The organism is Curtobacterium sp. MCLR17_054 (assembly GCF_003234335.2).
GTDB lineage: Bacteria > Actinomycetota > Actinomycetes > Actinomycetales > Microbacteriaceae > Curtobacterium > Curtobacterium flaccumfaciens.
In genome coordinates, this window is record NZ_CP126263.1 from 3,651,043 (window position 1) to 3,676,603 (window position 25,561).

Annotated in this window: 26 protein-coding genes; 7 read left to right on the top strand and 19 right to left on the bottom strand. The window is 71.6% G+C overall.

Annotated elements, in window-relative coordinates:
• Window positions 1–29 precede the first annotated feature (29 nt).
• The 4 genes from DEJ08_RS17360 to hxlB form a co-directional block, all read right to left on the bottom strand.
• Complete coding sequence (locus DEJ08_RS17360; RefSeq protein ID WP_111028931.1) at window positions 30–752, bottom strand: alpha/beta hydrolase; 723 nt, start codon at window positions 750–752, stop codon at window positions 30–32.
• Complete coding sequence (locus tag DEJ08_RS17365) at window positions 749–1,255, bottom strand: GNAT family N-acetyltransferase (protein ID WP_111023340.1); 507 nt, start codon at window positions 1,253–1,255, stop codon at window positions 749–751. The genes DEJ08_RS17360 and DEJ08_RS17365 overlap by 4 nt, the downstream gene beginning before the upstream one ends.
• A 136-nt stretch (window positions 1,256–1,391) precedes the next feature.
• Window positions 1,392–2,015 (bottom strand): 3-hexulose-6-phosphate synthase, encoded by a 624-nt coding sequence (hxlA, locus tag DEJ08_RS17370; RefSeq protein WP_071406215.1) that lies wholly within the window; start codon window positions 2,013–2,015, stop codon window positions 1,392–1,394.
• Window positions 2,016–2,026: 11 nt separating this feature from the next.
• Window positions 2,027–2,590, bottom strand: a complete 564-nt coding sequence (gene hxlB, locus DEJ08_RS17375; protein ID WP_111045875.1) for a 6-phospho-3-hexuloisomerase — start codon at window positions 2,588–2,590, stop codon at window positions 2,027–2,029.
• A gap of 110 nt (window positions 2,591–2,700) precedes the next feature.
• Here hxlB and DEJ08_RS17380 point away from each other — a divergent pair, with 110 nt between their 5' ends.
• Window positions 2,701–3,546, top strand: coding sequence for a helix-turn-helix transcriptional regulator (locus DEJ08_RS17380; protein ID WP_027466793.1), 846 nt, complete (start codon window positions 2,701–2,703; stop codon window positions 3,544–3,546).
• On the opposite strand, the gene DEJ08_RS17385 is transcribed toward DEJ08_RS17380, so the two are convergent.
• The 7 genes from DEJ08_RS17385 to DEJ08_RS17415 form a co-directional block, all read right to left on the bottom strand.
• The gene (locus tag DEJ08_RS17385; protein WP_111045873.1) at window positions 3,530–4,048 is read right to left on the bottom strand and encodes a helix-turn-helix domain-containing protein; all 519 of its coding nucleotides are present in this window, start codon (window positions 4,046–4,048) and stop codon (window positions 3,530–3,532) included. The two genes, DEJ08_RS17380 and DEJ08_RS17385, sit on opposite strands and share 17 nt — an antisense overlap.
• Before the next feature lie 96 nt (window positions 4,049–4,144).
• Complete coding sequence (locus DEJ08_RS17390; RefSeq protein ID WP_027466795.1) at window positions 4,145–4,828, bottom strand: response regulator; 684 nt, start codon at window positions 4,826–4,828, stop codon at window positions 4,145–4,147.
• Window positions 4,825–7,317, bottom strand: a complete 2,493-nt coding sequence (locus DEJ08_RS17395; protein WP_111053691.1) for an ATP-binding protein — start codon at window positions 7,315–7,317, stop codon at window positions 4,825–4,827. The genes DEJ08_RS17390 and DEJ08_RS17395 overlap by 4 nt, the downstream gene beginning before the upstream one ends.
• A 121-nt stretch (window positions 7,318–7,438) precedes the next feature.
• Entirely contained in the window at window positions 7,439–8,038 is a 600-nt protein-coding gene (gene kdpC, locus DEJ08_RS17400) for a K(+)-transporting ATPase subunit C (RefSeq protein WP_111053690.1), read from the bottom strand.
• Between the two features lie 2 nt (window positions 8,039–8,040).
• Complete coding sequence (gene kdpB, locus DEJ08_RS17405) at window positions 8,041–10,140, bottom strand: potassium-transporting ATPase subunit KdpB (RefSeq protein WP_111053689.1); 2,100 nt, start codon at window positions 10,138–10,140, stop codon at window positions 8,041–8,043.
• Window positions 10,137–11,819 (bottom strand): potassium-transporting ATPase subunit KdpA, encoded by a 1,683-nt coding sequence (gene kdpA / locus DEJ08_RS17410; protein WP_111045866.1) that lies wholly within the window; start codon window positions 11,817–11,819, stop codon window positions 10,137–10,139. The genes kdpB and kdpA overlap by 4 nt, the downstream gene beginning before the upstream one ends.
• Window positions 11,819–11,908 (bottom strand): potassium-transporting ATPase subunit F, encoded by a 90-nt coding sequence (locus DEJ08_RS17415; protein WP_017887940.1) that lies wholly within the window; start codon window positions 11,906–11,908, stop codon window positions 11,819–11,821. The genes kdpA and DEJ08_RS17415 overlap by 1 nt, the downstream gene beginning before the upstream one ends.
• A gap of 237 nt (window positions 11,909–12,145) precedes the next feature.
• Between DEJ08_RS17415 and DEJ08_RS17420 the strand changes: the two genes are divergently transcribed.
• Window positions 12,146–13,234 carry an Abi family protein gene (locus DEJ08_RS17420; RefSeq protein ID WP_284180487.1) on the top strand — a complete coding sequence of 363 codons (1,089 nt, stop codon included), beginning with the start codon at window positions 12,146–12,148 and terminating at the stop codon, window positions 13,232–13,234.
• Here DEJ08_RS17420 and DEJ08_RS17425 read toward each other — a convergent pair whose 3' ends face one another.
• Window positions 13,235–14,191 carry a helix-turn-helix transcriptional regulator gene (locus DEJ08_RS17425; RefSeq protein ID WP_111053687.1) on the bottom strand — a complete coding sequence of 319 codons (957 nt, stop codon included), beginning with the start codon at window positions 14,189–14,191 and terminating at the stop codon, window positions 13,235–13,237.
• A gap of 62 nt (window positions 14,192–14,253) precedes the next feature.
• On the opposite strand from DEJ08_RS17425, the gene DEJ08_RS17430 reads away from it, so the two are divergent.
• Window positions 14,254–14,673 (top strand): VOC family protein, encoded by a 420-nt coding sequence (locus DEJ08_RS17430; RefSeq protein ID WP_111023347.1) that lies wholly within the window; start codon window positions 14,254–14,256, stop codon window positions 14,671–14,673.
• A gap of 19 nt (window positions 14,674–14,692) precedes the next feature.
• Here DEJ08_RS17430 and DEJ08_RS17435 read toward each other — a convergent pair whose 3' ends face one another.
• The gene (locus DEJ08_RS17435) at window positions 14,693–15,505 is read right to left on the bottom strand and encodes a putative RNA methyltransferase (protein WP_111053686.1); all 813 of its coding nucleotides are present in this window, start codon (window positions 15,503–15,505) and stop codon (window positions 14,693–14,695) included.
• Between the two features lie 34 nt (window positions 15,506–15,539).
• On the opposite strand from DEJ08_RS17435, the gene DEJ08_RS17440 reads away from it, so the two are divergent.
• Genes DEJ08_RS17440 through DEJ08_RS17455 form a run of 4 tightly spaced genes read left to right on the top strand, consistent with a single transcriptional unit; the run spans window position 15,540 to window position 18,520 of the window.
• Window positions 15,540–16,295, top strand: coding sequence for an SDR family NAD(P)-dependent oxidoreductase (locus DEJ08_RS17440; protein WP_111053685.1), 756 nt, complete (start codon window positions 15,540–15,542; stop codon window positions 16,293–16,295).
• Window positions 16,296–16,344: 49 nt separating this feature from the next.
• Window positions 16,345–16,965: a CG0192-related protein gene (locus DEJ08_RS17445; RefSeq protein ID WP_111053764.1), complete on the top strand. Its 621-nt coding sequence runs from the start codon at window positions 16,345–16,347 to the stop codon at window positions 16,963–16,965.
• Between the two features lie 51 nt (window positions 16,966–17,016).
• Window positions 17,017–17,955, top strand: coding sequence for an aldo/keto reductase (locus DEJ08_RS17450; RefSeq protein WP_111053684.1), 939 nt, complete (start codon window positions 17,017–17,019; stop codon window positions 17,953–17,955).
• Between the two features lie 37 nt (window positions 17,956–17,992).
• Window positions 17,993–18,520, top strand: a complete 528-nt coding sequence (locus DEJ08_RS17455) for a GNAT family N-acetyltransferase (protein WP_111053683.1) — start codon at window positions 17,993–17,995, stop codon at window positions 18,518–18,520.
• 112 nt (window positions 18,521–18,632) lie between these two features.
• Here the strand turns inward: DEJ08_RS17455 and DEJ08_RS17460 are convergent, their stop codons facing one another.
• The 6 genes from DEJ08_RS17460 to DEJ08_RS17485 all read right to left on the bottom strand — a co-directional run bounded on the left by DEJ08_RS17460 (window position 18,633) and on the right by DEJ08_RS17485 (window position 25,461).
• On the bottom strand, window positions 18,633–18,845 hold the full coding sequence (locus tag DEJ08_RS17460; protein WP_139179591.1) for a hypothetical protein: 213 nt from the start codon (window positions 18,843–18,845) through the stop codon (window positions 18,633–18,635).
• Window positions 18,846–18,909: 64 nt separating this feature from the next.
• On the bottom strand, window positions 18,910–19,140 hold the full coding sequence (locus DEJ08_RS17465; protein ID WP_017887929.1) for a hypothetical protein: 231 nt from the start codon (window positions 19,138–19,140) through the stop codon (window positions 18,910–18,912).
• Window positions 19,141–19,174: 34 nt separating this feature from the next.
• Window positions 19,175–22,327: a GH92 family glycosyl hydrolase gene (locus DEJ08_RS17470; RefSeq protein WP_258366975.1), complete on the bottom strand. Its 3,153-nt coding sequence runs from the start codon at window positions 22,325–22,327 to the stop codon at window positions 19,175–19,177.
• An 85-nt stretch (window positions 22,328–22,412) separates the two neighbouring features.
• Entirely contained in the window at window positions 22,413–24,026 is a 1,614-nt protein-coding gene (locus tag DEJ08_RS17475; protein WP_111053681.1) for a serine/threonine-protein kinase, read from the bottom strand.
• 108 nt (window positions 24,027–24,134) lie between these two features.
• Window positions 24,135–24,953 (bottom strand): phosphatase PAP2 family protein, encoded by an 819-nt coding sequence (locus DEJ08_RS17480; protein ID WP_111053680.1) that lies wholly within the window; start codon window positions 24,951–24,953, stop codon window positions 24,135–24,137.
• A 46-nt stretch (window positions 24,954–24,999) separates the two neighbouring features.
• Window positions 25,000–25,461, bottom strand: a complete 462-nt coding sequence (locus DEJ08_RS17485) for a hypothetical protein (RefSeq protein WP_111053679.1) — start codon at window positions 25,459–25,461, stop codon at window positions 25,000–25,002.
• Window positions 25,462–25,561 lie beyond the last annotated feature (100 nt).

A 25,561-nucleotide genomic window follows, 5' to 3' on the forward strand; every position in this document is an offset into this window, starting at 1 on the left:
GTGGTGCGTCCGCCGGTCCGCCCGCGTGATCAGCGCAGGTCGCGCACCCAGGCCTCGATCGCGTCCGCGATCTGCTGGCGGGCATCAGCACGGCTGATGGTCGCCGTGCGGTCGCCCGGCTGGTCGCCGTAGGCACCGAAGTCGGCGTGGTTCGACCCCTGGATCTCGGTCATGGTGGCGGTCGACGGCAGCTTGTCCCGCGCGGCGTCGACCTTGGCCGGGGTCGACAAGCCGTCACGCGAACCGGAGACGCTCAGCACGTCGATGTAGGAGCGGCTGATGTCGTTCGCGCAGTAGCTGCCGAGCAGCAGCAGGCCGTCGGCGTCCTGGGCGAGCTGGCACGCGCGGACCCCGCCGAGGGAGTGCCCGCCGACCCCCCAGCGTGTGACCGAGGGCGCGTGGGCCTCGAACGTGGCGAGCGGCCGGGTGTCGAAGAACGCGAGGTTCAGCGTCGGCTTCGTGATGACCACCGTCGTGCCGTTGGCGACCACCTGCCGGAACGTGGCCATGTAGGCGTACGGATCGACCTTCGCGCCGGGGATGAAGACGATCCCGACCCCGTCGGCCTGGCCGGTCGGGGTCATCACCACCGAGTCACCGGCGTCCCGGACCGCGATCCGGTCGTCGCGCCAGACCTGCAGGGCGGCGCTGCGGGTGCCCTGCATGACGATGTGCGCCCAGACGAGGAACACCACCGCGATCAGCACGACGACGGCGACGATCCAGGTGGTCCAGCGCAGCGCTCGGTTCATGTGGCCACCGTACGGCGCATCCGGACCTCGGTCCGACCGTCGGGCAACGGATCGCCGGGTTCGTCGCGGGCGCTGAAGCCGACTCGCTCGTAGGCGCGGCGGGCGACGGCGTTGTCGGGCAGCACCGAGAGTTCGAGTTCGGTGGCTCCGGAGGTCGCCGCCCACACGGCGATCGCGTCGATGAGGGCGCGGGCAACACCGCGGCCGCGCGCTGCCGGGTCGACCCACATCGAGATGAGCTCGGCGGGGCCGTCGGGGCCGGTGGGTGGGATCCCGCTGGCCATCCCGACGACCGTGCCGGGAACCTCGGCAGCGGTGTCGACTGCGAGCAGGTCGAGCGCTCCCGGGATCGACAGGCGGGTGCGCCACCGGTGTTCGGGTGCGTTCGCCCAGTCCTGCAGCGTCGAGCCGAAGGCGTGCGGGGCATCGGCGAGCGCGCGGAGGCGCACTGGTCGCCAGGCTTCCCAGTCGTCGGCGGTCGCGCGGCGCAGTTCGATCCCCACGGCCCGACGCTACCGCGGGGCGGGGTGTGACCGCAGGGGCGGGAGCCAGTGAGCAGAAGACGTCGGGTGCGGTGGTCGCACTCGACGTCTTCTGCTCACTCGTTGACCGTCGCCCGAGGAGGGCGACCGGGACGCGCTACTTGATGGCGGCGCGGATCTCGGCGGCTGCTGCGCCGACGTCCGAGGCGCTGTAGATCGCGCTGCCGGCGACGGCGATGCGGGCACCGGCCTCCTGCACCGAGGCGACCGAGGACGCGTTCACGCCGCCCGCGATCGAGAACGGGACACCCGAGTCCTTGCCGGCGTCGAGCAGGGTCGAGAACGTGAAGCCCTCTTCCGCCTGCTCGTCGAGCCCGGCGTGGACCTCGACGAACTCGGCGCCGAGTGCGACGACCTCGCGGGCACGGGCGGCCTTGTCGGAGACGCCGATCAGGTCGACGACGATGCCCTTGCCGTGCTTCTTCGCGGCCTTGACGGCGCCGACGATCGTCGAGTCGCCGGCGACACCGAGGACGGTGACCAGGTCGGCACCGGCCGAGAAGGCGATGTCGGCCTCGAGCTCACCGGCGTCCATGGTCTTGAGGTCGGCGAACACGATCTTGTCCGGGTGTGCTTCCTTGATCGCGGTGACGGCGGACAGGCCGGCGCTCTTGATCAGGGGCGTGCCGAGCTCGAGGACGTCGACGTGCGGCGCGGCCGCGGCGGCGAGCTCGAGGGCGGCTTCGGTGGTCAGGGTGTCCATGGCGAACTGGAGCTGCATGGGTGTGCCTTTCATTCGAGGTTGGCGTGACGGGGCCAGAGGTCGTCGGCGGACTGCCCGCCTCGGGTCCACAGGGCGTGGAACACGGCGTCGCCCACCAGGGCGACCGCCTGTTCGAAGAGGCCACCGGCGTACTGGGCCGAGGCGGTGCCGGAGCGGTCGGTCTTCGTCGCGGCGGGCAGCACGATCGTGACGTCCGCCAGCTCGGAGAGCGGGGAGTCGTCGGTGGTCGAGAGCGCCACGACGGATGCGCCGACCTCGTGCGCGGTGCGTGCGGCCTGCACGATGCCGGTGGTCGTGCCGGAGCCGCTCGCGACGAGGAGCAGGTCGCCCGGTCGGATGGCCGGGGTGGTGACCTCGCCGACGACGTGCGCGTCGAGGCCGAGGTGCATGAGGCGCATCGCGGTCATGCGGAGGGCGAGTCCGGAGCGACCGGCGCCGTGGACGAACACCCGGTCGGCGCCCTCGATCAGGTCGAGTGCGCGCTGGGCCGGGGCATCGTCGAGGCGGGTCGCCAGGTCGCCGACCTCGCGGACGACCAGGTCGAGCGCTGCGGAGACGGTGGTTGCTGCCATGCCCTCGATCCTTCCGTCGCGCGCCTCGGCACGCCGCTACCCGCCCCGGCAGGGACCCCATCCCATCGGGTGGGCCCGTCCGCTCGGGTGGGACGGGTACCGTCGCGTCCATGGACGCATCGGTCGACACCCTGGAGGCCCGGGGCGGCTCCGCCATCCGGCTCGCGGCCGCCGAGCACGCCCGCACGGTCGCCGAGCAGGCCGATCGGCACGCGCTGACCCTGGAGTCCGTCCTCGCCGTGCTCCGGTCGTCGCGGGTCACCGACGCGGCCGCCAGGGCCGAGGCCGTCGAGATCGCCTCGGCCGCCCTCGTCGACCTGCGCACCGTGACCGATCAGCAGCGGAGCACCCTGCTCGAACCCGTCACCGGCGCGTTCTCGCGGTTGCGCGCCGACCTGCGGCCGCTCGTGCGCTTCGGGGACCTCGACGTGCAGTTCGTCGAGCCGCCGGCCACCGGCCGTGCGCTCCCCGGTGACGTCGCCCACGCGGCCCGGGCGATCGTCCGGACCGCGGTGCTCGCCCTGGTCGACGACGGTGCGGCGAAGCGGGTGCGCATCCAGTGGGACTGCGACGGCCGGAACCTGCTCATGCAGCTCCGCGACGACGGCTCCGGCACGCTCGACGTGCACGACGACGCCATGCGGCCGATCGCGGAGCGGGTCGTCACGCTCGACGGGCGGGTGCAGGTCGCGAGCACGCCCGGCTGGGGGTCCGTGCTCGACATCTCACTGCCGCTCGACCCGCGGCCGGCCGAGGTGGACGCGGTCGACGACGGCGACCTGACCCCGCGGGAGCGCGACGTCCTGCGGCTCGTGGCGACCGGTGTGGGCAACCGGGAGATCGCCGAGGGACTCGGCATCAGCGTCAACACCGTGAAGTACCACGTGGCGAACCTGCTCCGGAAGCACGGCGCCCGGACCCGGGCCGAGCTCGCGGCGTTCAGTTCCCGGGCGTGAACCGACGGGACCGCGACGAGGCGTCCCGACGAGACCGCGACAACGGGTACCGACGGTCGAGCGCGGGCTCGACGACGGTCGCCATCAAGAACTGCGAGAGCAGCCGTCCACCCGCCCAGTAGATGGGGATGACGAAGATCGCGGCCCCCGGCCAGATGCGCGAACCGATCAGTGCCAGGGTGCCGAGCGTCACGACGATGCCGACGCCGGAGTACAGGTACTGCCAGCCGCGCGAAGCCGCGTCGCGCTGCGCCTGCTCCCGCTCGGCGCGCTCGTCGAGACCGCGCACCCCGGGGTCGAGCGACGCCGGCTCCTCGGTGGCGAACAGGTCGCGCACGGGGACCTCGAGGGCCGTGGCCACCGCGGACAGCGACTCGAGGCTCGCGTCGTTGCCGCTCTCCATCCGTTGCACCGTCCGCACGGCGATGCCGCTCGTCTCGGCCAGTCGTTCCTGGGTCCAGCCCCGCAGTCGTCGGAGTTCACCGATCCGCATCTCGTTCATGTCCTGAACAGTAGGGAACCGCGGAACGGCACACCACGACAGGGACCCGCCACCGACACGACAGCTTCCCGCCAGTTCCCCGACAGCGGCGGTCCCCTACGCTCCGGGGGCGAAGCGGTACCCCATGCCGGACTCCGTCACCAGGTAGCGCGGGTGCGCGGGGTCGGGCTCGAGCTTCCGCCGCAGCTGCGCCATGTACAGGCGCAGGTACCCGGAGTCGTTGCCGTGCGTCGGCCCCCAGACCTCGGTCAACAGCATCTCGCGGGTCATCAGACGGTCGGGGTTCGTGACCAGGACCTCGAGCAGGCGCCACTCGGTGGGCGTCAGGCGGATCGCCGGACCCTCGGCCGGGGTGACCTGCTTCGCGACGAGGTCCACGAGCAGCGGTCCGATCGCGATCGTCGGGGTCTCCTCCGACGCCACCACCCGCCGCCGTCCGAGAGCCCGCAGCCGGGCGAGGAGCTCGTCCATCTGGAACGGCTTCGTCACGTAGTCGTCGGCACCGGCGTCGAGCGCGTCGACCTTGTCGGACGAGTCGGTGCGCCCGGAGAGCACGAGGACCGGCACCTGCGACCAGGCCCGGACGCCCTCGAGCACGCCGATGCCGTCGAGCCGGGGCATGCCGAGGTCGAGCAGCACCAGGTCGGGGCGCTCGGTGATGACGGCGTCGATCGCCTCGCGCCCGTCCCGAGCCGTGACGACGTCGTACCCACGCGCCGAGAGCGTCACCGAGAGCGCGCGGACGAGCTGCGCGTCGTCGTCAGCGATCAGGACCTTCATCGGATCTCCACTCCCACGTGCCCGGCGATCGGCAGCCGCACCACGACGGTGAGCCCACCGCCCGGGGTGTCGTCGACCTCGATCGTGCCGCCCATGCCCTCGGTGAACCCGCGCGCCAGGGCCAGCCCGAGCCCGAGGCCGGTCTCGTTGTCGGTGTCACCGAGCCGCTGGAACGGCTGGAACACCTCGTCGCGGCGGTCCTCGGGGATCCCGGGGCCGTGGTCGGCGACGCGGAGTTCGACCCCGCCGGCGAAGGCGCTGGCGGCGACCCGGACGTGGGTGCCGTCCGGTGCGTACCGGGCGGCGTTGGCGAGCAGGTTCACGACGACGCGCTGCAGCAGGACCGGGTCGGCGAGCACCGGCGGCAGGTCCGCGGGCAGGTCGAGGTCGACGTCGTCGGGGCCGAGCTCCAGCTCGTCGAGTGCGGGGGCGACCACCGTCTCGAGCGCGATCGCCGCCGGGGTGACCGCGAGGACTCCGGCCTGCACGCGGCTGACGTCCAACAGGTCTGCCAACAGCACCGCCAGCTGACCGAGGCTCTCGTCGGCGGTCGCGAGCAGCGCCTCCCGGTCGGCCCGTGACAGGTCGATGTCGGGCGCACGCAGCGTCTGCACGGCGGCGGAGGCCGCGGCGATGGGTCGGCGAACGTCGTGCCCGACGGCCGCGAGCAGCGCGCTCCGGACCCGGTCGGCGGCGGCGATGCGCTCGGCGCCGACGGCGGTGCGTGTCAGCTCCCGGTGCTCGACGGCGGCGTCGAGCTGCTGCTCGACGACCCGCAGCAGCCGGCGCTGGGTCGGGTCGTCGGGCGCACCGGCGAACTCGAGCACGGCGCCGGACGCCAGCGTCGTCGACGCGTCCGGCGTCGCACCGAACTCGCCGGAGGTCGCCGGCACCTCGTCGCCCTGGCGGATCCGGACGCCGGCGAAGCCGAACGCCTCTCGTGTGCGGTCGAGCAGTGCCTGCAGGGCGTCGTCGCCGCGGAGCACGCTGCCGGCGATGCCCATCAGGAGCCCGGACTCGGCCGAGGCTCGACGGGCGGCACGTGAACGGCGAGCGGACCGGTCGACCACGAAGCTGACCAGCACCGCACTGATCACGTACATGACCAGGGCGAACAGGTGCCACGGCTGCTGGACGGTGACCATGTAGAGGGGTTGCACGAAGAAGTAGTCGAGGCTCAGCCCGGACAGCACGGCCGTGAACACCGCCGGCCACATCCCACCCACGAGCGCCACGACGAGGACGAGCAGCTGGTACGCCAGTACGTCCACCGTGATGGCGTCCGGATCACTGCCGATCGACAGCACCCACGTGAGCAGCGGCCCGACCAGGACCGACAGGACGAACGCGGCGACCACCCGGCCGCGCGACAGGCTGCCGCCGAGCTTCGGCAGGGTGATCCCGCCGCCGGCTCGCTCGTGCGTGACGACGTGCACGTCGATGTCGCCGGACTCGCGGATCACGGTGTTGCCGATCCCCGGGCCGGTCATGGCGGCCGCGAGCCGACTGCGGCGGCTGACCCCGATCACGATCTGGGTGGCGTCGATCGACCGCGCGAACCGCACCAGCGTGCTCGGCACGTCGTCGCCGACGACCTGGTGGTACGTCCCACCGAGCTGCTCGAGCAGGGTCCGCTGCTTGCCGAGCGCGCCGGGGTGCCGGACGCGCAGGCCGTCGTTCGTCGTCACGTGCACGGCGGCGAGTTCACCGCCGGCACTGCGGGCGGCGATGCGGGCGCCGCGGCGCAACAGGGTCTCGCCCTCGGGGCCGCCGGTCAGGGCGACGAGCACGCGCTCCCGGGTCTCCCACCGGTGCTCGATGCCGTGCTCGGCGCGGTAGGCCTTGAGCGCGTCGTCGACCTCGTCGGCGAGCCAGAGCAGGGCGATCTCGCGCAGTGCGGTGAGGTTGCCGAGGCGGAAGTAGTTCGACAGCGCGGCGTCGATCCGGGCCGCCGGGTACACGAGCCCGTCGGAGAGCCGTTCGCGCAGCGCTGCCGGGGCCAGGTCGACGACCTCGATCTGATCGGCCGCGCGCACCACGGCGTCGGGGACGGTCTCGCGCTGCACGGTGCCGGTGATCTCGCGGACCACGTCGCCGAGGGACTGCATGTGCTGCACGTTGACGGTCGAGATGACGTCGATGCCGGCGTCCCGCAGTGCCTCCACGTCCTGCCAGCGCTTCTCGTTCGCGCTCCCCGGGGCGTTCGTGTGCGCGAGTTCGTCGACCAGCGCGACCTCGGGTGCCCGGGCGATGACGGCGTCGAGGTCGAGGTCGTCCAGGTCGACACCGCGGTGCGAGACGGTGCGGCGGGGCACGACCTCGAGCCCGTTCACCAGTGCTGCGGTGGCGGCGCGCTCGTGCGTCTCGACGACGGCGACGACCACGTCGCGACCCTCGTCGAGCAGCCGACGCCCCTCTTCGAGCATCGTGTAGGTCTTGCCGACACCGGGCGCCGCACCGAGCAGGACCCGCAGCTTCCCGCGCTTCACGTGCTCATCCTCTCGCGTCCGGGGGTCGGTCTCCGCAAAACACCGGTGTTCACCTGTCGCACCGCGGATTGCGGGTGTTCGACGCGCGAGCACCGGTGTTTTGCGGAGGGGACACCCACGCTCAGGACGCCTTCGCCAGCGCCAGGTTCAGCGACAACACGTTCACGACGGGCTCACCGAGGAACCCGAGCTGCCGCGACTCGGTGTGCTCGGCCACGAGCGCCCGCACGTCAGCAACCGACAGGCCTCGCGCCGAGGCCACCCGCGTGACCTGCTGCGACGCGTACTCCGGGCTGATGTCCGGGTCGAGCCCCGAACCCGACGCCGTGACCGCGTCCGCCGGCACCTGCGCGGCGGAGACCCCGTCGGCCTTCGCCAGCGCCGCACGACGCTCCTCGACGGCCTTGAGCAGGTCGGCGTTGTTCGGCCCGAGGTTCGAGCCGGAGGACGCCCCCGCGTCGTAGCCGTCCCCGGCGGCGGACGGCCGCGACTGGAACCAACGGTCGGCCTGCTTGCCGGTGAACGACTGCCCGATCAACGAGGAACCGACGACCTTGCCGGACGAGTCCGTGACCATCGAACCGTTGGCCTGGTCGTGGAACGCCGCCTGGCCGACTCCCCAGACGGCGAGCGGGTAGCCGACGCCCAGGACGACGGTGGCGACGAGGGTGAGGCGGATGGCCACACCGGCGGAACGGAAGGTGGAACGTGCAGATGCCATGACTAGAACCCCGGGATGAGACCGACCACGAGGTCGATCAGTTTGATGCCGATGAAGGGGACGACCACGCCGCCCAGCCCGTAGACGAGCAGGTTGCGGCCGAGGATCGACGACGCTGCGGCCGCGCGGTACTTGACGCCACGCAGGGACAGCGGGATGAGCGCCACGATGACGAGCGCGTTGAAGATGACAGCCGACAGGATCGCCGACGACGGGCTGTGCAGCCCCATGATGTTGAGCGCCGCGAGCCCGGGGAACGCCGCCTGGAACATCGCCGGGATGATCGCGAAGTACTTCGCGACGTCGTTGGCGATGGAGAAGGTGGTCAGGGCACCGCGGGTGATGAGCAGCTGCTTACCGATGCGGACGACGTCGATGAGCTTGGTCGGGTCGGAGTCGAGGTCGACCATGTTGCCCGCCTCCTTCGCCGCCGTCGTGCCGGTGTTCATCGCGACGCCGACGTCCGCCTGGGCCAGGGCCGGGGCGTCGTTGGTGCCGTCACCGGTCATGGCGACGAGGTTGCCGCCCTCCTGCTCGCGCTTGATGTAGGCGAGCTTGTCCTCCGGGGTGGCCTCGGCGAGGAAGTCGTCGACGCCGGCCTCGTGGGCGATGGCGGCCGCGGTACGGGGGTTGTCGCCGGTGATCATCACCGTGCGGATGCCCATCGACCGGAGCTCGGCGAACCGCGACGCCATGCCGTCCTTGACGACGTCCTTCAGGTGCACGACACCGAGCAGCGTGACCGCACCGGTCGAGGAGCGACGCCCGACGACGAGCGGGGTGCCGCCCTGGTCGGAGATCTCCGCGACGGTCGCGTCGATGGCCGACACCACACCGGCTTCGGTGGTGTCCGCCCAGGCGAGCACTGCCGCAGCAGCGCCCTTCCGGATCTGCGACCCGTCGGGCAGGTCGAGACCGGACATGCGCGTCTGCGCCGTGAACGGCACCTCGACAGCGCCGTCCGGCAGGCCGACGGCGGCGCCGTCTTCGCGCGCCAGGTCGACGATCGAACGTCCCTCAGGGGTCGAGTCCGCAGCGCTCGACAGGGCTGCCGCTTCCATCAGCGAAGCCTCGCTCACGCCCGGCACCGGCACCACACGGGATGCCCGACGGTTGCCGTAGGTGATCGTCCCGGTCTTGTCGAGCAGCAGCGTCGTGATGTCACCGGCGGCCTCGACCGCGCGGCCCGACATCGCCAGCACGTTGTGCTGCACGAGCCGGTCCATGCCGGCGATGCCGATCGCGGAGAGCAGGGCCCCGATGGTGGTCGGGATGAGGCAGACGAGCAGGGCGATGAGCACCGGCACGCTGACCGTCGCGCCGACGAGTCCCGCGATGGGCTGCATCGTCAGGCAGACGATCACGAAGACGATCGACAACGAGGCGAGCAGGATGTTCAGCGCGATCTCGTTCGGCGTCTTCTGCCGTGCCGCACCCTCGACCAGGCGGATCATCCGGTCGATGAAGGTCTCGCCCGGCGTCGAGGTGATGCGCACCACGATCCGGTCCGACAGCACCCGGGTGCCGCCGGTGACGGCGCTGCGGTCACCGCCGGACTCGCGGATGACCGGTGCGGACTCACCCGTGACGGCCGACTCGTCGACCGACGCGATGCCGTCGATGACGTCACCGTCGCCGGGGATGACCTCGCCGGCAACGACCACGACCACGTCGCCCTTGGCCAGGTCGACGGACGCGACCTCCTCGGTCTCGTTGCCGGTCGCGGCCGCGTCGGTCGTCGCGTACCCGAGCACCCGGCGGGCGCTCGTGGTCGAGCGGGTCTTCCGCAGGGTGTCGGCCTGCGCCTTGCCGCGACCCTCGGCCACCGACTCCGCCAGGTTGGCGAAGACGGCGGTGAGCCAGAGCCACACGGCGATGGCGATGGTGAACGCGGACGGCTCGACGACGGCAGCCGCCGTCGTCAGCGCTGCGCCGACCTCGACGATGAACATGACGGGGTTCCGCCACATGAGTCGCGGATCGAGTTTCCGCAGGGCGCCCGGGAGGCCCGCCACCAGTTGGCGGGGGCCGAATGCGGACGAGCGGGTGGCCGGTTCCACGGCGGGGCGCGGTTCCGACTCCGTGGTCACGGGGGTGGTCATGACAGTCCTTCTGCGAGCGGACCCAGTGCGAGCACCGGGAAGTAGGTGAGTGCGGTGACGATGACGGCGACGCCGCCGAGCAGCCCGATGAACAGCGGGCGGTGGGTGGGCAGCGTGCCGGCGGTCTCCGGCACCCGGTCCTGCGCGGCGAGGGACCCGGCGAGCGCCAGGACGAACACCATCGGCACGAAGCGGCCGAGCAGCATCACGACGCCGAGCGAGGAGTTCATCCAGGTGGTGTTCGCGGTGAGCCCGCCGAAGGCCGAGCCGTTGTTGTTCGCACCCGAGGTGAAGGCGTAGAGCAGCTCGGTCAGCCCGTGGTTGCCGGGGTTGAAGATCGACGTCCCGAGCACCTGTTCGCGGACCCCGGGGATCACGAGCGAGAGCCCGGTGGCCAGGAGCACGAGCGTCGGCGTGACGAGGATGTACAGCGCCGCGAAGGTCATCTCCTTGGCGCGGATCTTCTTGCCGAGGTACTCCGGGGTGCGACCGACGAGCAGGCCGCCGATGAACACCGTGATCACGGCGAGCACGAGCATGCCGTACAGGCCGGATCCGACGCCGCCGGGGGTGACCTCGCCGAGCATCATGTTGACGAGCGCCATCATCCCGCCGATCGGGGTGTAGCTGTCGTGCATCGCGTTGACCGCACCGGTGGACGTCGAGGTGGTCGCGGTCGAGAAGAGCGTCGAACCGAGGATGCCGAAGCGGCTCTCCTTGCCCTCCATCGCGGCCCCGGCAGCGTGTGTGGCGACACCGCCGCCGCCGAGCTCGGCGATCGACATGACCGACAGCGAGACGAGGAAGATCGCGCCCATCACGGCGAGGATCGCGTACCCCTGGCGGTCGTCGCCGACCAGGCGCCCGAACGTGCGTGGGAGCGAGAACGGGATGACGAGCATCAGGAAGATCTCGACGAGGTTCGTCCACGCCTGCGGGTTCTCGAACGGGTGCGCCGAGTTCGCGTTGAAGTAGCCGCCACCGTTCGTGCCGAGCTCCTTGATCGCCTCCTGCGACGCGACGAACCCGTCCGGGATGTGCTGCGTGCCACCGATGAGCGTGGTGACGTCGGTGCCGCTCCCCCACGACTGGACGACCCCGCCGGCGACGAGGACGATCGCGAAGACGAACGCCCCGGGCAGCAGCAGTCGGCCGAGCCCGCGGACGATGTCCACCCACACGTTGCCGAGCGTGCCCGACTTGCGACGGGCGAACCCGCGCACCAGGGCCACGGCGACCGCCAGGCCGACGGCTGCGGACAGGAAGTTCTGCACCGCCAGGCCGGCCATCTGCACCGTGTAGCCGAGGGTGACCTCGGGCGAGTACGACTGCCAGTTCGTGTTCGACACGAACGACGCCGCGGTGTTGAACGCGAGCGAGGGTCCGACGCCGGGCAGCCCGAGGTCGCCGGGCAGGACGACCTGGATGCGCTGCAGCAGGTAGACGAGCAGGAGCCCGGCGACGCTGAAGAGCAGCACGCCGCGCAGGTACACGGGCCACGACTGCTCGGCGTCCGGGTCGACCCCGATCAGCCGGTAGACCCCGCGCTCGACCCGGTTGTGGCGGACGGGCGTGAAGACCTTCGCCATCCAGTCGCCGAGCGGGCGGTACGCGACGACGAGCAGCAGGACGAGGGTGGCGACCTGGGCGATGCCCGCCCAGACGTCCGCGGCGCCCACTAGAAGCGCTCCGGACGCACGAGCGCCCAGACGAGGTACACGACTGCGGCGATGCCGAGGACGGCGGCCGCGATGGTGATGCCGATCACAGCCGTTCCACCCCCTTGGCGATCAGTGCCACCACGCCGAACACGGCGAGGACACCGGCGACGACGAACACGTCGAACACGAGGGACTCCAGAAGATCTGCGGTGTCCGCGCCGGGTGACGCGGACCGGCACCACGAGTGGTGCCGAACCGATGCTGGATCCTGCGCCGCGCCTCCAGGCCGCTCCTAACGGATCCCTGACGCCGCCCTGGCGGACGCATGCACGCTCCTAACGCCTGTGGAGAGCGCTCGATCCCGTGACGCGGATCCTGGTAGGGTTTCGGTATCACGATCGGCCCGCTCGCCTCACGGCTCGGGCCGATTTTCTTGTCTCGGGGGGCGCATGGAGTACGTGAAGCCGTGGCTCTCGATCGGTGAGCAGATCGAGAAGCTGGCTTCCAAGGGAGTCTGCATCGGTGATCGGGGTGTCGCGAGCTCGGTGCTGCGCGAAGTCGGCTACTACCGCCTCACCGGGTACCTCTACCCCTTCCGTGAATCCTCGTTCGAGATCGACGACGGCGGCCGTCGGCACATCGAGGTCCAGGACCGGTACCGACCAGGGACGGAACTCGCCGCAGCAGAAGCACTCATCGCCTTCGATCGGAGTCTCCGGCTCCTGGTGATCGAAGGTGTCGAGCGGATCGAGGTGGCCGTTCGGACCCAGGTCGGCCACGTCCTCGGAGAGCACGCCCCCTTCGCTCACGAAGACGGATCACTCTTCACCGATGCCTTCACCGCACACCGGGCCGATGCGTCCGATGGCTCCAGCCCGCACACTGCTTGGCTGCAGCGCGTCCGCGAACGGCAGGATTCCTCGGATGAGTCGTTCGTTGCCCACTTCCGCGCCAAGTACGACGACCGGATGCCCATCTGGGCACTCACCGAAATCCTCGAGCTGGGACACCTCGCTCGGCTGTACGGCGGTCTCCGGAACGACGTCGCCACCCGGATCGCCGGAGAGTTCGGCGTCCCGACCAAGAAGACGATGCTGAGCTGGCTCGCCTCGGTCAACTACGTCCGGAACGTCGCAGCACACCATGCGCGTCTGTTCAACCGGAAGTTGGTCGTGGTCCCGAAACGCCCGAGTTCCGGTGCGGTACCGCTCCTCGCACATCTCTCGGGAACCGATGCGCCGAAGCAGTTCGGCGTCTACAACACCTTGGCGGTTATGGCCTACCTGCTCAGGTCGATCCCGTCCGACCACGACTGGGCCGAGCGCGTGGCCGCTCTCCTCGGGGCCTTCCCGAGCAACGAGCACCTCGATCTCTCGTCGATGGGTGTCGGCGCCGGTTGGCTGGACCACGCGATCTGGAGAGGTCGCCACTGATCACGCTGGGCCACGCGTGCCGGCCGCGCGCAACCGGTCAGCGAGGCCTGCCACGGCCTCGACGAGCTCGTCCGGACTCGCGACGACGAAGTCGACCGCAAGTCCTGACACCACTCCCGCGAGCCCGTCCCACGACCACGATCCGAGGGTGACGCGCGCCCGGTCGTCCTCGAGCTGCTCGACCACGGCGTCCTCGGGCAGGTACGGTGCGATCCGCCGCGCATCGTCCGCCGTCGTGGTCACCGAACCGGTGCACGGCCACACGTCGTCGACCGCCGAACCCTTGAACCGCGCGGACACGAACGCGGCCGCATCGCCACCCGGGATCGGACGTGGCGTGAAGGGGACGCGGGTGCGCATCCGCGGCGTGATCCGGTCGATGCGGTGCGTGCGCCAGTCGTCGCGATCGGCATCCCAGTCGAGCAGGTACCAGCGGCCGTTCCGGGCGACGACGGCGTGCGGTTCCACCCGGTACGGGGTCTCGTCCTCGCCGTACCCGAAGCGGAAGACCTCCTGCAGGTGGACGGCCTCGCTCACCGCCACCAGGACCTCCGGGTCGGTGGTGGTCCGGCTCGTCGCGGTCACGGCCTGCACCGCGTCGACCCGGGACCGCAGCCGCGCGGGCATCACCTGCCGGACGGTCGCCAGGGCGCGGGCCGCCGACTCCGCGACGTCCGCCCCCGATGCCGGTGCCACGGCGAGCGCCAGGGCGATCGCCACAGCCTGGTCGTCGTCGAAGAGCAGCGGGGGCAGGTCGGAGCCGGCCTCGAGCCGGTAGCCGCCGGCCGGGCCACGGAGCGCCTCGACCCGGTACCCGAGCCCGCGGAGCCGATCAACGTCGCGGCGGACGGTGCGCGGACTGACGTCGAGCCGCCCGGCGAGCTCGTCCCCCGGCCAGTCGCGGTGCACCTGGAGCAGGGAGAGCAGCGCGAGCATCCGTGCGGAGGGTCCGGCCATGGCGTCCATCTTCGTCCGAGAAGCGGACACGATCTGACCGCATTGCCCGTCATCCTCGTCCCATGAGCATCGAGACGACAACCCACCTCAACTTCGACGGCGACGCCCGCGCGGCGCTCGACTTCTACGCATCGGTCTTCGGCGGCGAGGTCACCGCCGCCACCTACGGCCAGATGGGCGCCCTGGACGACCCGGCCTGGGCGGACCGGATCGTCTTCGGTCAGGTCGCCACGGCCGCCGGCTTCCGCGTCATGGCCTTCGACGTCTGGCCCGGGCAGCCCTACGACCAGGGATCGAACGCCTTCTACGTGTTCGTGCACGGCGACGACACGGCCGAGATCGAGCGGTACTGGGCCGTACTGTCCGACGGCGCCGAGGTCCGGCAGCCTCTGGAACCCTCGGCCTGGGCACCATTGGCCGGGCAGCTGCGCGACCGGTTCGGCGTGGTCTGGCAGCTCGACGTCGCCCCCGCTGGCGACTGATCCGTCCTGAGGGTCGCGGTCAGCGCGTCGGCGTCCACGTCGACACGGTGACCGCGGCCGTCACCGTCGCCGGCTCGAACACCGTGTCCGCCGCGACGTGGTGGTGGCTCGGCCCCATGTGCACCACGTCGTGGACGTCCTCCGCCGACAACTCCATGGTCCACGTCAGGTCCTCGGAGGACCGCAGCGCGAACGACGGCGCCAGGGAGTCGTGCAGCCGGCGCTCCTTCTCCGGGTCCACGCTGATCGTCGCCTCGGCGAGCTCCGCCAGGTGGCCGGCCCGCGGGGTCACCACCGCGAGCACGCCGTCGGCGTGCAGGACGCGGGCGTACTCGGTCTGGTTGCGGGGTGCGAAGACGTCGAGCAGGACGGCGGCAGCGCCGTCGACGACCGGGAGGCGCTCGGTCACGTCCCCGACGACGGCCCCCGCGCGCTCGTGGGCGCGTGCCGCACGCCGGATCGCGACGGCCGACAAGTCCAACGCGACCCCGAGCCTCCCGTCCGCCGCGCGCAGCGCATGCGCCAGGTAGGTCCCTGGGCCCGAACCGACGTCGAGCACGATGCCGGGCGCGGGCGCGTCCGCGACGATCGCGGCGAGCGCCCGCTCGACGGGCGCGTAGTGGCCGCGCCCCAGGAACCGCAGCCGCGCGTCCACCATCTCCGGGGTGTCCGCGGTGAGTGCGCGCCGCTTCGCGGGCAGGAGCGTCAGGTGGCCCTGCTTCGCCTCGTCGAACCGGTGACCGTTCGGGCACCCGACCTGGCCGCCGTCGACGCGGCCGAGGGGCTCGGCGCACACGGGGCAGGCGAGCATCGGCAGCAGGTCGTCACGCACCGGCCCAGCGTACGGGCCTCGGTACCCTGACCGGATGTCGCTGCAGCAGCTCTTCGGCCTCGACGGCCGCACCGCACTCGTGACGGGAGGCAGCTCCGGCATCGGCCGAGCGATCGCCACCGCACTCGCCGACGCGGGTGCCCACGTCCTCGTCGCCGCCCGGACGCCCGCGACCATCGACGCAACCGTCGCCGGCATCCGCCAGGCGGGCCGCTCGGCTGACGGCATCGTCGCGGACCTCTCCTCCCGCGCTGGCGCACACGCACTCGCGGACGCCGCCGGGGACGTCGACGTGCTGGTGAACTCCGCCGGGATCAACCTGCGGCCGCCGATGCCCGAACTCGACGAGGCCACCTGGGACGCCACGATGGCCGTCAACCTCGACGCGCCGTTCGTGCTCGGGCAGCGGCTCGCACCCGGGATGGCGGTCCGTGGGTACGGAAGGATCGTGTCGATCAGTTCACAGCAGGCCCACCGCCCCTTCGCCGCCAGCGGCGCGTACGGGGTCTCCAAGGCCGGCCTGGAGGCGCTGGCCCGGTCCCAGGCAGAGGCCTGGTCCGCGCAGGGGGTCACCTCCAACGTCCTCGTCCCCGGTTTCGTGCGCACCCCGCTCAACGAGCGACTCGGGTCCGACCCGGCGACGGTCGCGGCCCTCGCCGCGCGGACGCTGGTCGGCCGGAACGGGCTGGCGTCGGACTTCGCCGCGGCGGCGGTGTTCCTCGCCGGACCCGGGTCGGCCTACGTCACCGGGCAGTCCATCGCGGTGGACGGCGGGTTCTCCGTCCACTGACCCCGAGGTGCGCCGACGGCACGGTGCTGCGCAGCAGTACGGTCGGCTCATGGCAGTCATCGAGCAGGCAACGCTCCGCCCCTCCAAGGCCGAGGCGCTCGCCGCCTGGCTCCCCGACCAGGCGTGGAGCGGCGTCGTCGCGGGATCGCCGCTCCAGGTCGTCGGGCAGTTCCGGTTCGACGACCCCGCTGGCGAGGTCGGCGTCGAGGTGCTCCTCGTCCGCACCGACGACGGCCGGGTCCTGCAGGCGCCACTGACCTACCGGGACGCACCACTGCCCGGCGCCGACGCGTTCCTGGTCACCGAGATGGACCACTCCGTGCTCGGGCGACGGTGGGTCTACGACGCCGTGGGTGATCCGGTCCATGCCGACGTGCTGCGCCGGGCGATCGTGACCGGCGGGCACGAAGCCTCGCTCGAGATGGCCAACGGTGCCGGACCGCGGCCGAAGGACGCCTGGGCCAGCGGGAGCGGCTCCGCACCCGACTCCCCCAGTGTCGCCTCGGTGCGAGCGACCACTGCGGACGCCCTGACGTCGATCGCGACCGACCACGGCACGATCGTCATCGCTCGGGTCGTCGGTACGACCCTGCCCGAGGGCGAGACGCTGACCGGGACGTGGACGGACGGCTCCGAGGTGCTCGCCGTCCTGCTGCCCGAACGCGCCTGAGGTACTGGCAGGGCCTGCCTGCACCGGGGACCGGCTGGCAGGATCGACGGCGTGAAGACACTGGAGTTGCCACAGACAGACCTCACCGCCTCCGACGTCGTCGTCGGACTGATGCGGATCAACGACATGAGCGACGAGGACATCCGTTCGCTCTACAGCGCCTCGCGCGATGCGGGCGTGAACATGTTCGACCATGCCGTGGTCTACGGCGAATGGCACGGCTGCGAGGAGCGGTTCGGCGCCGCCGTCACGCTGACGCCCGCGGAACGCGCCGAGATCGTGCTGCAGACCAAGGTCGGCATCCGGCCGACGCCGAAGGGCGCGTACTTCGACTTCTCGTACGAGCACATCCTCGAGTCCGTGCACGAGTCGCTCGAGGCGCTGCAGACCGAGTACGTCGACGTCCTGCTGCTGCACCGCCCCGACGCCCTGGTCGAGCCGGAAGAGGTCGCGAAGGCCTTCGACGAGCTGCACGCCGCCGGCAAGGTGCACCACTTCGGCGTCTCGAACCACACCCCCGGCCAGGTCGACCTGCTCAAGAAGCACGTCCGCCCGCCGCTCGCGTTCAACCAGGTGCAGCTGAGCATCACCCACGCCAACGTCATCTCGCAGGGCCTGACCGCGAACATGGGCGGCCTCGAGCAGTCGGTCGACCGCGACAACGACATCCTCAACTACTCGCGCATCAACGACGTCACGCTCCAGGCGTGGTCGCCGTTCCAGAAGGGCTTCTTCGACGGCGTCTTCCTGGGCGACCGTGAGCAGTACGCCGAGCTGAACGACGTGCTCGAGGAGGTCGCAGCGGCGCACGGTGTCACCCCGACCGGCATCGCGGTCGCGTGGATCACCCGCCACCCCGCGCACTTCCAGGTCGTCCTCGGCACCACGAACCCGCAGCGTGTGCGGGACTCGGCAGCCGGCTCGGACGTCGAGCTGTCGCGCGAGGAGTGGTACCGGATCTTCACCGCGGCTGGACACACCGTTCCCTGAGCAGGAACGGCCCGGTCGGGTCGGGCAGGGTGGGGTCGTGCTCCACGATCTCGCCCTGCCCGTCCGCCTGACCACACGCTCCGGCGAACTGACGCTGCGGAACGCGGTGGACGAGGACCTCGATGCGCTCATGGCGCTGTTGTCCGACGACCCGATCAGCGCCGCACGGGGTGACGTCGCCGCGCCGGAGGACCGTCCGCAGTACGCCCAGGCACTCCGGTCGATCGTGGACGACCCGGCGAACGCGCTGCTCGTCGCCGAGGACGCCGACGGGCGGCTCGTCGGGACGCTGCAACTCACCCGGATCCCCGGGATGGCTCGTCGTGGTGCCACCCGGCTGCTCGTCGAGGCGGTGCGGGTCAGCAGTGCGCTGCGCTCCGGCGGCATCGGGAGTGCGCTGATGCGCTGGGTGACCGACGTCGCGGCGCCGGCCCTCGGGACCCCGCTCGTGCAGCTCACCTCGGACGCTGCACGGACCGATGCGCACCGGTTCTACGAGCGTCTCGGCTTCACCGGCTCGCACGTCGGGTTCAAGTACCGGGTCCCCGACCCTTCCGCGCGCTGACGTTCTTTCCCAGAACGCGTGCGATGCAAGGTGCTTTGGGGCGTACCTGGTGAAAAGATTCGACCAGGTATGCCCGATTCGACCAGGTACGCCCGATTCGACCAGGGGCGCGCTAGTCGTCGGAGGCGGAACCAGCAGACCTCGGCGTCGGCACGTTCACGTCGACCGGGGACACCCCGGCGGGGTCGGCGGAGGCACCACCCACGACGTCGAACGAGATCCCGAGCATCGCCGGGTCCTCGTCGAGTTCGAGCCCGTCCTGACGGACCTGGTCCTCCGGGATTGCACGGCCACCGGACGGGTCCCACGAGTTCGCGATCGACATGCGCACGAGCATGCCCGAGCCGCTTGGCAATCGCCCAAGAAACCCCGGAGGACCCCCGGAACGGTCAGAGGTCGTCCGGGTGCAGCCGCTCACCGGCGTGCGGACGCCGGAACACCGGGCCGCCGCCGGCCTCGTCCTCGTCGTGGTGACTGACGGGCGAGACGCTCGGGTCGGCGGAGTCGTCCCCGACGTCGGCGCCGCGGTCCTCCTCCATCTCGAGTTCGGACTCGTCACTGCCGTCCACGGGGATGGATCGGCCCTGCTGTTCGGGATCGAACGGTGCGCTCATCGACATGGGGCGAGCATGCTCCCGCTCGGTGAACGCCGGGTCAACGCTGTCCGTCGGCCGCGATGAGCTCGAGCTGCGTCAGCGTCAGGTCGGTGCCGGCGGTGAACGTGAACGACGAACCGCCGCCGAGGATGCGGAACACCCGGGTCTGGCCGACCCACGAGAACTCGGCACCGTCGACCGCGGTGACGGCGTCGTCGAGGCCGACCTGCCACGAGTAGGACCCCGGCGATGCCACCGTCACGGTGTACAACGAGGCGGCGGGGCACGACACGTCGAAGGACACGGACTCCCCCGCGGCGAGCGCCGTGACGGTGCGGCCGGTGTCGTCGGTGAGCGCCGAGGCACCGACGGGCAGGACGTCCACCGGGGCGTCCCGGTAGCCGTGCACGTCGGAGGCCGAGACGGGGCGGGTGTCCGACGCCCAGCCCTGCGGTTCGTCTGACAGGGTGAACTCGATCCGCGACGCGGCCACGACCACGCTGTGCGGGATGGTGACCGAGGTCCAGGGCGAGCCGTCGACCGTCACCGACGCGACGTACCGGCCTGCGGAGCCGGCGGCGATCTCGATGACCGTCTCCGTTCCTCCAGGCTGTCGCAGCACCGTCCTGCGGACCGACGGCGGCACGAGCACGTAGGTACCGGTCGACGGCGCGAGCGGGTACAGGCCGATGGTCGCGAAGACGTACCAGGCGCTCATCTCGCCGTTGTCCTCGTCGCCGGGGTACCCCTGGCCGAGGTCGGACCCGACGAACAGGCGCTCGAGCGACTCGCGGACGATGCGGTGCGCGTCGTCGTGCCGCCCGGTGAACATCGGGAAGAAGGGGATGTGGTGCGCGGGCTGGTTCGACAGCCCAAGCATGCCCATCCGGACGTCGCGGGCCTCGGTCATCTCGTGGATCGGGAAGCCGTACGAGCCGGAGCGCGCCAACGCGCCGGTCTCGGGGGTCGCGAAGAACGCGTCGAGAGCGGCATCGAACCGCTCCGGCCCGCCGTGCAGGTCGACGACGCCGGCGCCGTCGTGCGGCGCCGTGAACGCGGTGCCCCACGCGTTCGTCTCCGTGTAGTCGTCGCCCCAGTCGCGCGGGTCGAACTCGGTGCCGACCCGCCACGAGCCGTCCGGGTCGCGGCCGATGAAGAACCCGCGCTCGGAGTCGAAGACGTGCCGGTACTGCAGGGAACGGCAGGCGAACCACTCGGCCTCGGCCTCGTAACGGGACAGGTCGGCGGGCGTCCGCGCCCGTGACGCGAGCAGGCCCGCCATGACGGCCAGACCCCAGTCGTTGATGGCCGCGTCCAGGGTCCACGACATCCCCTCGTGGGTCGCCGTGTCGACGTGGCCGCGGAAGGCGCCCGGGAGGCTCCCCTTGCGTCCGACGCGCTCGTCACGCGGCGGGACGGTCGCGTTCCGCACCGCGCTCCGGTACGCCTCGGCCAGGTCGAAGCCGCGCACGCCCTTCACCGCGAGGTCGGCGAAGACGGTGTCGCTCGTGGTTCCGGTCATGCAGTCCTCGGCGCCGGGGGCACTCCAGCGGGGCGTCCACCCGCCGTCGTGGTGGTGCTCGACGAAGCCCTGCGCGAGCTCGCCAGCGGTCTCGGGGGTCAGGAGTCCGAGGAGCGGCCAGGCCGTGCGGTAGGTGTCCCAGAAGCCGTTCGTGGTGGTGAACGGACCCTCGACGATCTCCGGCCCGGGCTCGTCGCGGATCGGGTCCGCCAGCACGTCGCCGTACGGGGAGCGGTGCCGCGGGGTGCCGGTCAGGGCGGTCTCCCCGGCGCGGTTCGGGTAGAGGAACAGCCGGTACAGGCCGGAGTACAGGCTCGTCAGCTGGTCGGGGGTCGCGCCGTCGAAGGACAGCGTCGCGAGCTTCTCGGTCCACAGCGCCTCGGCACGGGAGCACATGGCGTCGAACGAGCCGGCGGCGTCGAGGTTCGCGCGGGCGTCCTCGATCGAGACGGTCGAGATGCCGAGCAGGACGTCGACCGGGCCGTCCGTGGCCCCAGCCTGCCCCACGGACAGCCAGCCGCGCAGCTCGTGCTCGCCGATCGTCGTGTGGTCGGCGGTGATCCCCGCGACCCGCAGGTGCACGTGGTGCGGCGGGGTGCCGGGGCGGTCGTCGAGGACGGCCTCGACCACGGCGGTGCCGTCGGTGATCGTCACGGAGACGTCGGACACCCGGCCGTGGTGGTCGAGCACGACGCTGCGGGTGCCGGTGAACCGGAACCCGAGGGCGAACTCCCCCGCGGTCAGCTCGGCCGTCACACCGTGCTCGAGGGCGACCCGGTAGCGGTGCGGGCCGTCCTGCTCGTCCTCGTGGTCGAACCCGAGCGCGCGGGCGGACCGGTCGACATCGGGGGTGTCGAGTGGCGAGGGCATCACCTGGAACACCCCGCGGTCGCCCATCCACGGCGACGGGATGTGACTCGTCGCGAAGGCCTGGATCGCCGGACGGAGTCGCCCCTGGTCGTCGAGCCGGTCGTGCTCCTGGTACGCGTACGGCCAGCGGTTGCTCGAGGCGTCCGTCATCGGCAGGCCGAACACGCCTCCGTGCGGGACGCCGACGAGCGGGGCGTTGTTGCCGCGGGAGAACCGGGAGGATGCCTGGGTGCCACGGGTCGTCCGGACGTGGCCGAGCGGGGTCGTCGGGGCCGGACGCGCGGGACCGATCCGGACGGCGTCGAGCCAGCCGCGCAGTGCGGGACGTTCGCCGTCGGTGGCCGCAGCCGACGTGTCGGAGCCGAGCCGGGCCTCCAGGCGGTCGACGACCAGCCCCGCGAACGGCGTGAGGTCGACCGCGCGACGGTTCCACTGGTCCACCCACTGCTTGCGGGCCGCATCCTGCGCGTCCGGGGTGACCGCGTCGCCGTACTGGTCGCGGACCCCGGCGTGGTCACGCAGCCGCGAGCCGTCGGTGAAGACGACGTCGACGGCGAAGGCCGTGGCGTCCCAGAAGTGCGGCAGGTCTGCTTCGGTCGGTTCCGACGCCCCGTCGGGCAGGGTCCGCTCGGGGAACCAGACCCAGGAGAGCTCGTCGCCGGTGGCGATGGTGCGTCCGGTGAAGCCGGGGACGATCGCCTCGGCCACGGACGCTCCCGCTGGTCGTTCGACGAGCCAGGCCTCTGCTGAACCGAAGCCGACGCCGTTCCGAGCGGCCACGGCCGTCGTCGGGCCACCGCTCCGTTGCAGTTCTCGCACGGAACGAGCCTATTTGCTCCAGGGACTGGACGAAAACCCCGGCGTGTCAGTGCTCGTCGTCAGTGCTCGTCGTCAGTGCTGGTCGTCAGTCCTTGTTGTGTCCCGGTGCGCTGCCGGACTTGCCGGGGGCGGTGTCCGACGTGGTGTCGACCGCGCCGGTGTCGGCCGCGCCGGTGTCGGCCGCGCCCGTACCGTCCTGCGGCTCCTGCACCGGGTTCGAGGCCGGGGTGCTCGGCTCCGGACCGACGGGCGGGTCCTGGGTGGGCTGCTCCGGCTCGGTCGGTTCGCTCGGCTCTTCGCTGGGTTCCTCGGCGGGCTGCGACGGCTGCTGCTGCTCCTGGGATGGCTGCTGCTCGGCGGGTTCGCTCGGCTGCTGTTCCTCGCCCGGGTCCTCGGACGGCTGCTGCTCGGTCGGCGCGGTCGAGGTGGTGTCCGTCGGGGCCGGGGTGCCGTCGTCGTCGCCGTTGAGGGCGAACACCGCGACCCCGATGCCGATCAGCACCAGGACGATCACGATGATCGCGGCGATGAGCGGTCCGCGCTTCTTCTTCTCCGGCTGGTCGTCCGGCCGGTCTCCCCGGACCGGTCGGGGCATGACCGGTGGCGGTGTCGGACCGCTCGGGCCCGATGCGCCGCGGCCGTTCGCCTGGGCGCCGAGGACGGTCGTCGAGACGTCGTCGGCGGCGTTCGGACGCTGGGTGTCGAGGACGCGGGTGGCGTCGTCGCCCGGACGCGCGCCGCCGTTCGGCAGTTCGCTCGCCGGCATCGCCTGCGTCCGGTCGTCGGCGTTCGCCGCTGCGGCGGCACCGGCGCCGACCGCGGCACCAGCCGCACCGGCGGCCGCGGACGTCACCGCACCGGGCGTGCCGGGCAGCAGCTGCGTGGCGTTCGTCGGCTCGTCGCGGCCCAGCGCTCGCAGGCGCTCGGCCGCCTCGGCAGCCGTCGGTCGCTCCGCCGGGTCCTGCGCGGTCATCACGTGCAGCAGGGTGCGCCAGGCCGTGGGCAGCTGCCGGTCGATCTCGGGCGAACGGGTGAGCCGGGCGGTGGCCGACTCGACCGCGCTGCCCGGGAACGGCTGGCGGCCGGTCATGCACTCGAGCAGCACGAGCCCGAGCGAGTAGACGTCGGCCTTGCCGGTGATCTCCTTCGCCAGGACCTGCTCCGGGGCCAGGTACGCCGCCGTCCCCATCACGGTCCCCGTCCCCGTCACGCGTGAGGCGTCACGGAGCAGGGCGATCCCGAAGTCGGCGAGCTTGACGTGCCGGCCGTCGCTCTCGAGCAGGACGTTCGCGGGCTTCACGTCACGGTGGACGATCCCCTGCGCGTGCACGGCGGCCAGGCCGTCGGCGACCTGGGCACCCAGGCGGGCAGCGGTCGCGGGGTCGAGCGGGCCCTCGCGCAGACGGGTCGCCAGGTCACTGCCCGGCACGAGTTCCATGACGAGGTACGAGTCGCCGTCGACGTCGTCGAGAGCGGCGTCGTAGAGCGTGACGAGCTCGGGGGCGCGCAGCGTCGCGAGCGTCTGGATCTCCGCCTCGGCGCGGGCGCGCTCACCGCGGTCGACGGGGCCGATGCGGAACACCTTGACCGCGACCTCGCGACCGAGTTGCTCGTCGACCGCCCGGTACACGGACGCCATGCCACCGTGTCCGAGCGTGCCCGTGACGCGGTACCTGCCGCCGAAGACCCGTTCTTCCATGCCCGGCAACCTACCGGTCGCGGCTGACGGCGCTCTGCCGTTCGGGGGGCCCGGCGACTTCGTGAGCAGAAGATGTCGGGTGCGGGCGAGCGACCCGACGTCTTCTGCTCACGAAGTGATGCGGTCGACGTCCGGCGCGGGCTCGGCACCGTGGTGGAGCGCCGTCAGGTACAACCGGTGCGCCGTGATCACGAGGGCGAGCCAGGCGAGTCCGAGCGCCCACGCCGCCAGCACGTCGGTCACCCAGTGGTGCCCGAGGAACACCCGCGACGCCCCCACCGACAGCACGAACAGGGTGCCGACGACGATCGTCCACACCCGGGTGACGACGCGCGACTGCCGCAGGAGCAGGAGGTACACGATCGTGCCCACGATCACCGTGGAGTTGAGCGTGTGGCCCGACGGGAACGACGGCGACGTCTCGTACGGCGGCACCGCGTCGGACAGCGGCGGACGGGCGCGACCGATCAGGTCCTTGCCCGCGATCGTCATGAGCAACGAACCACCGCTCGCGGCGACCAGGAGTACCAGTGGCGTCCACGCACGGCGCTGGATCGTGAAGCCGACCAGGAATCCGAGCGCGACGATCGGCATCCCGATCGTGCCGGCGATGTCGGTCCACCAGGTGACGAGCGTGTCCGCCGTGGGTGATCGGAGTGTGAGCGCCCAGTCGAGGACGGGTCGGTCGAGCACCGCGACGTCGTCGGCTTCCCGCACGGCGTCGTAGACCTCGGAGGCGATCCACGTGGCGAGGACGGCGACGCCCAGGCCGATGGCGAGGGTCAGCAGCAGGACGGGCATGGCGCCGAAGCGCTTGCCGAGCGCGGTCCACGCACCGGCGACACTGCGGCCCGCCCGGGAGCGCCAACGGGTCAGGTCGACTTCGCCGACGGTGCGGTCGGCGGCGTCCCCGCGTTCGGTGTGCATCCGTCCACACTGCCCGAAGCCGCCGGGAGCCGTCCCGGCCGCCTGGCTACGAGCGCCGAGCGACCACACGACCGATCGCGCTGGCCACACCGTCGGCATCATCCGAGGTGGCGAGGAAGACCTGTCCGTTCAGTCGAGCAATGCGCACGGCGCGCTGGCCGTCCGCTGCCAGGAGCAGACCACCGCGGCGGCTCCTGCCCTTGATGCCCCACCCACCGAAGTCCTCCATCGGTCGCACGTCCGCGCTCGCCACCGACGCGACGTCGTCGATCTTGACCCGGACGCCCCAGAACGGCGCCGCAACGAGCCAGAGGGCGTTACGGGTCGCGATGATGGCGACCGCCGGGGTGCTGAGCATCAGCACGATCGACGCGGTCCCGATGCCCAGCATCCACCAGCCGCTCACTTCCGGGAACTCGGCCAGGGAGAACACGCAGATCAGCACAGGGCCGCTGCAGAGGATGAGCCGCAACCCGATGTCGAACCGTTGCCAGGAGAGGACACGCATCGATCCGTCCGATCGTTTCTGGGCACTCGGAGGGAGAGCACCGGACAACAGCTGCTGCTGGAACACTGACATACGTGTTTCAGTGGCACAACTCGGCGGC